Annotated in this window: 5 protein-coding genes, 1 pseudogene and 1 other annotated feature; all 6 genes and pseudogenes read right to left on the bottom strand. The window is 34.1% G+C overall.

The features are described from left to right. Window positions 1-619: pseudogene (locus VK998_RS00420) on the bottom strand (DNA-directed RNA polymerase subunit beta'); the annotation flags it as partial. 83 nt (window positions 620-702) lie between these two features. Next, window positions 703-4,353 (bottom strand): DNA-directed RNA polymerase subunit beta, encoded by a 3,651-nt coding sequence (rpoB, locus tag VK998_RS00425; protein WP_325224242.1) that lies wholly within the window; start codon window positions 4,351-4,353, stop codon window positions 703-705. 282 nt (window positions 4,354-4,635) lie between these two features. Next, on the bottom strand, window positions 4,636-5,019 hold the full coding sequence (gene rplL / locus VK998_RS00430) for a 50S ribosomal protein L7/L12 (RefSeq protein WP_325224245.1): 384 nt from the start codon (window positions 5,017-5,019) through the stop codon (window positions 4,636-4,638). 39 nt (window positions 5,020-5,058) lie between these two features. Then, entirely contained in the window at window positions 5,059-5,595 is a 537-nt protein-coding gene (gene rplJ, locus VK998_RS00435) for a 50S ribosomal protein L10 (protein ID WP_325224247.1), read from the bottom strand. Window positions 5,596-5,612: 17 nt separating this feature from the next. Next, window positions 5,613-5,754, bottom strand: a sequence feature (ribosomal protein L10 leader region). A gap of 52 nt (window positions 5,755-5,806) precedes the next feature. Beyond that, the gene (rplA, locus tag VK998_RS00440) at window positions 5,807-6,526 is read right to left on the bottom strand and encodes a 50S ribosomal protein L1 (protein ID WP_325224250.1); all 720 of its coding nucleotides are present in this window, start codon (window positions 6,524-6,526) and stop codon (window positions 5,807-5,809) included. A 46-nt stretch (window positions 6,527-6,572) separates the two neighbouring features. Continuing rightward, window positions 6,573-6,998 (bottom strand): 50S ribosomal protein L11, encoded by a 426-nt coding sequence (rplK, locus tag VK998_RS00445; RefSeq protein ID WP_325224251.1) that lies wholly within the window; start codon window positions 6,996-6,998, stop codon window positions 6,573-6,575. Between the last annotated feature and the right edge of the window lie 79 nt (window positions 6,999-7,077).

Genomic DNA, 7,077 nt, shown 5'->3' on the forward strand with positions numbered 1-7,077 from the left:
AAGCTTCCACTACCTCAAGCCTTCTAATGATTCTAATCTTTTTCTGGCCTTTAGCTTCCTTTAATTGAAGCCTTAAATCTTTTGCTTCTTCATCTAGGTTTATATTAAAAAGTAGTTCTTTTATAGCTTCTGCACCCATTAAAGCTTTGAATTTATTCCCATATTTATCTTGGGCTTCTCTAATTTCTGCTTCTGACAATAATTGTTTTTCATATAGTGGAGTATCACCACCATCTATTACTATATAAGAAGCAAAATATAGTACTTTTTCCAAAGATCTTGGTGACATATCCAATATTAACCCCATCCTGCTTGGGATTCCTTTAAAATACCAAATGTGAGATACAGGTGCAGCTAATTCTATATGCCCCATTCTTTCTCTTCTAACTTTTGATTTTGTTACTTCAACTCCACACCTATCACAGACTACACCTTTATATCGAACCCTTTTGTATTTTCCACAGTGACATTCCCAATCCTTAGTTGGCCCAAATATCTTTTCACAAAAGAGCCCCTCTTTTTCAGGCTTTAAAGTTCTATAATTTATAGTCTCTGGTTTCTTAACTTCTCCTTTTGACCATTTCCTAATCTTCTCAGGAGACGCAAGACCAATTTTCATTGAATCAAACGTATTTAATTCAAACAAGGAGCTTTCTCTCCTTTCTATAATAAAATAGTAATGAAACATCCTTAGAAATCGTCTTAATTTGCATTGTTACCTTTATCTTCAATAATAAATCTGCTATTCAATTCTTCATTCTCTTCTTCATCTTTCAAGTATTTATCTTCAATCAAATCATCATTCATCAAGTCTAAATCTCCAATGTCATCATCAACAGACTCTTTTATTTCTATTTCATTATCTTCTTCAGATAATACCTTTACATCTAACGCCAAACTTTGTAACTCTTTTATTAAAACTTTGAAAGACTCAGGTACCCCAGGTTCTGGTATATTTTCACCTTTGACAATAGATTCATAAGTTTTAACTCTTCCTACTACATCATCTGATTTAACTGTTAGTATTTCCTGTAAAGTATGAGCTGCTCCATAGGCTTCTAAAGCCCAAACTTCCATCTCACCAAATCTTTGTCCACCAAACTGAGCTTTCCCGCCAAGAGGCTGCTGTGTAACTAAAGAATAAGGGCCTGTAGATCTAGCATGAATTTTGTCATCAACTAAGTGGTGTAGTTTAAGCATATACATATATCCTACAGTTACAGGACTGTTTAAATGTTCACCTGTTCTGCCATCCCTTAATTCTATTTTACCACTTATAGGGTATCCTGCCATATCAAGAGCATCAAGTATATCTTGATCGCTTGCACCATCAAATACTGGTGTAGCAACATGCCAGCCAAGTTTTTTAGCCGCTAACCCTAAATGAACTTCTAGAACTTGACCTAAATTCATTCGTGAAGGTACTCCTAGTGGATTTAATACTATCTCTACTGGTGTCCCGTCAGGCAGATAAGGCATATCTTCCTCTGGAAGTATTCTCGATACAACACCTTTATTACCGTGGCGTCCACACATTTTATCGCCAACACTTATCTTCCTTTTAGTAGCCACATATACCCTTACCATTTGATTAACGCCTGGCGATAATTCATCTCCATTTTCTCTTGAAAAAATCTTTACATCCACTACTATTCCAGTTTCGCCATGTGGTACTCTTAATGATGTATCTCTCACCTCTCTTGCTTTTTCACCAAATATAGCTCTTAATAACCTTTCTTCTGCTGTTAACTCCGTCTCTCCTTTAGGTGTTACTTTTCCTACAAGAATATCACCAGATTTTACTTCAGCACCTATTCTAATAATGCCTTGTTCATCTAAATCCTTAAGCATATCTTCGCCTACATTAGGAATATCTCTTGTAATTTCTTCTGGCCCTAATTTGGTATCCCTAGCTTCTGACTCATACTCTTCAATATGGATAGATGTTAAAGTATCATCAATTACTAATTTTTCATTTATTAGTATAGCATCTTCATAGTTATATCCTTCCCAAGTCATAAAGGCAACTAATAGATTTTTACCTAATGCAATTTCTCCTAATTCAGTGCTCGGTCCATCAGCAATAACTTGACCTTTTTCTACTCTTTCATCTTTTTGAACTATAGGCCTTTGATTTATTGTAGTTCCTTGGTTAGAACGCTTAAATTTTAATAATTTATATCTATCAATTTGTCCATCTTCGTCTCTCTTTAACAATATTTCATTAGAACTAACTCTTACTATAGTACCTGAATCCCTTGCAATTACCACAACACCTGAATCTCTGGCAGCTTTATATTCTATACCAGTTCCAATTATAGGAGCTTCTGCCTTCAATAAAGGAACAGCTTGTCGTTGCATATTAGCTCCCATCAAAGCTCTATTGGCATCATCATTTTCTAAAAATGGAATCATGGAAGTACCTACAGATACTATTTGTTTCGGTGAAACATCCATATAATCTACTTCATTGCTTGGATATATATCGATTGCACCGTCTTTTCCTCGTGCAATTACCCTATTATTAACAAATCTACTTTCTTCATCTAGCTGTTCATTAGATTGAGCTATTATAAACTCATCTTCTAAATCAGCAGTTAAATATTCAATTTCATCTAATACTACTTCTCTTTCTTTATCTACCTTTCGATAGGGCGCTTCTAAGAATCCATATTCATTAATTCTAGCATAGGTAGTTAAAGAAGTTATAAGACCTATATTTGGCCCTTCTGGTGTTTCAATAGGACACATCCTACCATAATGAGAATGGTGTACATCCCTTACTTCAAAACCAGCTCTATCTCTACTTAAACCACCTGGCCCTAAAGCAGACATTCGTCTTTTGTGAGTAAGTTCTGCCAAAGGATTAGTTTGATCCATAAATTGAGATAGTTGGCTACTGCCAAAAAACTCTTTGATAGAAGCTACCACCGGCCTAATATTAATTAAAGCTTGTGGTGTCGCTACATCAATATCTTGTATGGTCATTCTTTCTCTAACGACCCTCTCCATTCTAGAGAGACCTATCCTAAACTGATTTTGTAAAAGTTCTCCTACAGAACGCAATCTTCTATTTCCTAAATGATCTATATCATCTGTCATACCTATTCTATTAAATAAATTAAACTCATAATTTATACTAGCAATTATGTCGTCCTTAATTATATGTTTGGGAGAAATTTCTCTAATTCTCTCTTTAATAGCTTCTTTCAATTCATCAGCGTCTTCATAAGTGTCTATTAATTCTTTCATAATAGGATAATAAACTTTTTCTTTTAGTCCTAATTCATCTAAGGAAAATGGAAGATTAAAAGCTTTTTTATCAACAAAGTGGTTGCCTACTATACGAACAATCTTACCATCATCTAACAGAACGTCTACTCGATTTATTCCACTGTTTTCAATTTCCACTGCCTTTTCCCTAGTAATTTTTTCTTCTTTTGCTACAAACAACTCTCCAGTTTCCTCATCTTTAATATCCTCAGCAGCTATCTTTCCTACAATCCTATTATATAAAGCTAATTTCTTATTAAATTTATATCTCCCAACTTTCGCCAAATCGTATCTTCTTGCATCGAAGAACAAATTGTTCAACAGAGATTTAGCATTTTCTACAGTTGGTGGTTCTCCTGGTCTTAATCTTTTATATATTTCTATTAGCGCTTCTTCTTCTGTACTAGTATTATCCTTTTCTATAGTCCTTAAAACTTGCTCCGTTTCTCCTAAAAGATCTTGTATTTCTGCATTTGAGCTGATTTCTAATGCTCTCAATAATGTTGTAATAGTAAGCTTTCTAGTTCTATCAATTCTAACATAGACGATATCGTTAGAATCCGATTCATATTCAAGCCAAGCCCCTCTATTAGGAATAACAGTTGCAGAATAAAGCTTTTTACCTACTTTGTCAATTTCCTCTGAATAATAAACCCCTGGGGACCTTACTAACTGACTTACAACAACTCTTTCTGCACCGTTAATAATAAATGTACCCTTTTCTGTCATTAAAGGGAAATCACCCATAAACACTTCCTGTTCTTTCACTTCACCTGTTTCCTTGTTTATGAGACGTACCTTTACTTTTAATGGCGCTGAAAAATTTGCATCCCTTTCTCTTGCTTCGTCTTCACTATATTTTGGTTCTTCATTGATATAATAATCAACGAACTCTAAAATTAAGTTTCCAGTATAATCTTGTATAGGAGAGATATCTTCAAATACTTCTTTTAATCCCTCTTCTAAAAACCATTCATAGGAAGACCTTTGTACTTCAATTAAATCCGGTAAATCTAATACTTCATTAATACGGGAATAACTCATTCTGACTCGTTTTCCGTATGCAACAGGATGTACCATTAACAATTCACCCCTTATTAAACTAAAATAGCCAAAAGTAAATATATACTTTTGGTAATGCCAATCTAAAGTAAATCTATTATAATATTGACATATCCGTGATTTTTTATACAACGAGATATTATGCCTCGAGTATTATAGCATCTACTAATATTACCACAGCATAGTCCATATGTCAAGAAATTTTATTTTTCCCCCATTTTTTTGCTTTTTGCTTCCCTAAATAATAGAAAAGGCTCTCATATAACGAAAGCCTTTTCTATTATCTATTATCATTAACAATTATTTTAATTCTACGCCTGCGCCTACTTCTTCTAATTTTGCTTTAATTTCTTCAGCTTCATCTTTAGAAGCACCTTCTTTAACAGCTTTTGGTGCATTGTCTACTAATTCCTTAGCTTCTTTTAATCCTAATCCAGTTATTTCTCTTACAGCTTTTATAACTTTGATTTTTTGTTGTCCTACATCTGTTAACATAACATCGAAATCAGTTTTTTCTTCTGCTGCTTCTGGTGCGCCTGCTGCTGGAGCTGCTGCCACTGCTGCAACTGGTGCTGCTGCACTAACTCCAAATTCTTCTTCTAATTCTTTAACTAATTCTGATAATTCTAAAACGGTTAAACCTTTAACTTCTTCAATTAAATTTAATACTTTTTCACTTGCCATTATAATATCCCTCCAAATATTTTCAAAATTTAAATTAAATTATGCTTCTAAGCCTTCTTGCTTTTCTCTTACTGCATTCAACGCATATACAAGATTTCTAATTGTTCCTTGAAGTACATTGGCAAATCCTGTTATAGGTGCATTTAATCCACCAAGAGCTTGTGCAATAAGAACTTCTTTTGATGGTAAGCTTGCTAAATCCTTAACTTCTTCTATTCCTATTATTTTACCATCAACTATACCAGCCTTTATTTCAAGTTTATCATGTTCCTTTGCAAATTCTTGACTGATTTTAGCTGCCTGTACTGGATCATCAAATCCAAAAGCAACTGCATTTGGTCCAGTTAAATATTGGTTAAACTCTTCAAGACCTGCATCTTTAAAAGCAAATCTCATCATGGTGTTTTTATATACTTTATAATCTACTCCTGCTTCTTTATAATTACGCCTTAATTGAGTCAGTTCTTCTACATTTAAACCTCTATAATCTACTAAAACAACACCTTGAGCTTTTTCTACCTTTTCTTTAATCTCTTCTACTATTTGCTTTTTTTCTTCTAAAACCTTATCCTTCAACAACTTCACCTCCTAAAGACCAAATAAATAAAGGCCTCTCCGCAGACACGGAGAGACCCTAATCTCTATTTAAAATGATTAGTATCCAATCTCACCTCGGTAGGAAATTTTTAAACCCATTATGGTTCCTACTGTCTACGGTAGTCTATTTATTTAACGTATAGATTATATCAGCAAATATTATAACTGTCAATAATATTTTTAAAACACATTAATCTTTCTTCGGAACAAACTTATCAACCAATTGTTGTGGACTCACCTTTACTCCAGGTCCCATCGTGCTAGACAATACAACTGTTCTCAAATATCTTCCCTTAGTTGCAGCTGGTCTTGCTTTGATTATTTCTTCCATGATAGTAGAAAAGTTTTCTCTTAATTTTTCTGTTCCAAATGAAATTTTCCCTATAGGAACGTGAACTATACTTGATTTATCAACTCTATATTCTACTTTACCTGCCTTTATTTCTTTTACAGCTTTTTCTATTTCAAAAGTAACAGTTCCCGACTTTGGATTTGGCATTAATCCTTTAGGTCCTAAAATTCTTCCTATTCGACCTACAACTCCCATCATATCTGGAGTAGCTACTACCACATCAAAATCAAGCCATCCTTCATTTTGAATTTTTTGAACTAATTCTTCTCCTCCAACAAAATCTGCACCAGCATCTTCAGCTTCTTTTACCTTATCGCCTTTAGCAAATACTAGAACTGTTCTAGTTCTTCCTGTACCATGAGGCAATACTATTGCACCTCTTACTTGTTGATCAGCATGTCTTGGGTCTACTCCCAATCTTACTGACAATTCAACAGTTTCATCAAAATTAGCTTTTGCTGTTTTTTGAACTAATTCTATTGCCTCTACTGCCTCATATAAATGAGTTCTATCAACTAATTTAAAACTTTCTTGATATTTCTTACCTCTTTTTTGCATTTTTAACCTCCTCGTGGTATTAACGGAATATCCTCCCACTAAAATATTATTCTTCAACAACAACTCCCATACTTCTTGCTGTCCCTGCTACCATTCTCATAGCAGCTTCTACACTTCCTGCATTTAAATCAGGCATTTTTATTTCAGCGATTTCTTTAACTTTATCTTTAGAAATCTTTGCTACTTTTGTCTTATTTGGCTCTCCAGAACCTAATTCAATTCCTACAGCCTTCTTTATCAATACTGAAACAGGTGGTGTTTTAGTAATGAATGTAAAAGATCTATCTTGATAAACTGTAAGAACAACTGGTATTATCATCCCAGCTTGATCTGCAGTCTTTGCATTGAACTCTTTTGTAAATTGCATAATATTTACTCCATGAGGCCCTAATGCAGTTCCTACAGGTGGTGCTGGAGTAGCTTTACCAGCTGGTATTTGTAGCTTTACTACAGCTATAACTTTCTTAGCCATATGAATTCCACCTCCTCAATTACTAATGTGGTTTGGCGGGATAAACCCTCCCACTGCTAAAAATCTATCTCAAAAGCTA

This window comes from Schnuerera sp., from assembly GCF_035459645.1.
In the GTDB taxonomy this organism is placed as follows: Bacteria; Bacillota; Clostridia; order Tissierellales; family Tepidimicrobiaceae; genus Schnuerera.

Coding starts and splice junctions, on each gene's coding strand:
- rpoB (WP_325224242.1), bottom strand. CDS start 4,353: ATGGTACATCCTGTTGCATACGGAAAACGAGTCAGAATGAGTTATTCC.
- rplL (WP_325224245.1), bottom strand. CDS start 5,019: ATGGCAAGTGAAAAAGTATTAAATTTAATTGAAGAAGTTAAAGGTTTA.
- rplA (WP_325224250.1), bottom strand. CDS start 6,526: ATGCAAAAAAGAGGTAAGAAATATCAAGAAAGTTTTAAATTAGTTGAT.
- rplK (WP_325224251.1), bottom strand. CDS start 6,998: ATGGCTAAGAAAGTTATAGCTGTAGTAAAGCTACAAATACCAGCTGGT.